The 2,134-nt window shown below is 55.2% G+C and carries 2 protein-coding genes and 1 rRNA gene; all 3 read left to right on the plus strand.

What is annotated here, in order from left to right; all coding sequences use genetic code 11:
* Nucleotides 1-96, plus strand: a 5S ribosomal RNA gene (rrf, locus tag J9893_RS14315); the annotation flags it as partial.
* Between the two features lie 373 nt (nucleotides 97-469).
* Nucleotides 470-787 carry a PTS system regulator TmaR gene (tmaR, locus tag J9893_RS14320; protein WP_010672687.1) on the plus strand — a complete coding sequence of 106 codons (318 nt, stop codon included), beginning with the start codon at nucleotides 470-472 and terminating at the stop codon, nucleotides 785-787.
* Nucleotides 788-1,000: 213 nt separating this feature from the next.
* The coding region (locus J9893_RS14325) for a transglycosylase domain-containing protein (RefSeq protein WP_210621928.1) at nucleotides 1,001-2,134 on the plus strand (1,134 nt) is incomplete at its 3' end.

The raw sequence follows: 2,134 nt of genomic DNA on the forward strand, positions 1-2,134 counted from the left end.
TGGAACCACCTGATCCCATGCCGAACTCAGAAGTGAAACGCTGTAGCGCCGATGGTAGTGTGGCATTCGCCATGCGAGAGTAGGACACTGCCAGGCACCCAATACAAGAAACCCCGCTCACTCGAGCGGGGTTTTTTATTGCCTGAAATTAAGCACTCACTGGAGTGCAAGCGGGCACTATGGTGCTGTTCGTCGTTCACTTGTTGCCTGTACCGGAAAAAGTTGCGCCTGCTCTGGCCGCATTGAACCCACATATTGGCTCTCTCCGTTCTCATCATTTTTAGCGTAATAACCCAGTCGGAGCCGTTCTGTCTAAACCCACCGCCCGCGCTGCGATTGGGGTTGTATCTGAATCATAACTCGGTAGAGTAAGGGGCATTCCGGGTTTGCCCGTGCCATGGTCTCGGTTTCTTTTTCTGGTATGGGACTCTCCGCCTGTTTTCATTCACCTTCACTCAGTGGTACCGATATGGAACAAGTAAACAAGTCAACCTTCAACGATGTGCTGGAATATGTGCGTATGTCCCGTCGTCAGAACAAGCTCAAGCGTGAAATCGCGGACAACGAGAAAAAGATCCGTGACAACCAGAAGCGGGTACTGTTGCTCGACAACCTGAGTGACTATATCAAGCCCGGTATGAGCATTGACGAGGTTCAGGCCATCATCGCCAACATGCGGACCGATTATGAAGAGCGCGTAGATGACCATATCATCAAAAATGCCGAGCTTTCCAAGGAGCGCAAGGAGCTGAGTACCAAGCTGAAGAGCATGAGCACCAGCAAATAATCCCGCCCCGCTCTCGTCAACACCGGCCTCTGGCCGGTGTTTCATTTTCATGCCGCAGCTCGGATCTCTTGCCGCGTTGCAACAATCGGCTCCCATTTTCACAATCGCCCTGTTAACATCGCTGCAAAGCGGTCAATAGATTTCAAGCCCTTGACTTGAAACGACTAAGCTTGATTGAAAGACAATAAATTGCGCAACCATGGTGGGGCTGATATGGGCGCATCAAAACAGACGGATTCAAATAAAGTGGCATCTCAGGATTCATCCGTACCTAACGCGGACGGACAACAACAGCGTAAACGCCGACCTTGGTGGCGCTGGTTGTTCTGTTTTATCTTCTTGCTTTGCCTGGCTGCCGTGATCGCCCTGGTGGGTTATGAAATGAAGACCTCCCGACTGCAGTCACAGGAGATCTCCCGCTATGCGGCCACCCTGACCTATCAGCTCGAACCCGGCCCCAGCAAGCAGATAGCCTTCCCCGACGACGGCCCGTTCGACAAGCGACTCGGTTATGTGCTGATGCCCATGATCCAGGAACGTCTCGTTCAGCGTGGCTACCAGGTGAGCGAGCAGGTCCGTTTTTCCGATGCGCTCTACAACTACGCCAGCCACGGTTTCTTCGTGCCTTATACCGAGAAGGTCCAGGCAGGATTGACACTCTATGACTGCCGTGCTGAGCCTTTCTACCAGTACAAGTATCCGACTCATTACTATCCGGATTTCAATGCCATACCGCCCTTGGTCATCCAGTCTCTGCTGTTTATCGAGAACCGTGACCTCCTGAGCAACAAGGAACCGCTGGCCAACCCGGCCGTAGACTGGCCGCGCTTTGCCAAGGCGGCGCTGTCTCAGGTGGGCAAGGCGCTGGATATGCAGGATCAATCTGCTGGCGGCAGCACCCTGGCGACCCAGGTGGAAAAGTATCGTCATTCTCCCGATGGACTGACCGTTTCGCCGACCGAGAAGATCCGCCAGATGGTCTCGGCCAGCGTTCGTGCCTATCGGCTGGGGCCCGAGACCCTGGAGGCCCGCAAGCTGGTTGCCTGGGCCTACCTCAACTCGGTCCCGCTCTCTGCGGCGCCCGGTTATGGCGAGGTGCACGGTCTCGGTGATGGCCTCTGGGTCTGGTTTGGTGCCAATGTCGATGAGGTGAATCGACTGCTGGATCCCGCTCGCAACCAGGATTCTACCCTGGCCGAGCAGGGCCTTGCCTTGCGCCAGGTTGTCTCTCTGATGATCGCCCACCGCCGTCCTTCCTATTACCTGGCGCAGGGGAGAGAGGCACTGTCTACCCTGACAGACAGCTATCTGCGACTCTTCGTGCAGGAGGGAATGATCACCCCCCCC

The organism is Aeromonas sp. MaB10011B (assembly GCF_017939325.1).
GTDB lineage: Bacteria > Pseudomonadota > Gammaproteobacteria > Enterobacterales > Aeromonadaceae > Aeromonas > Aeromonas caviae.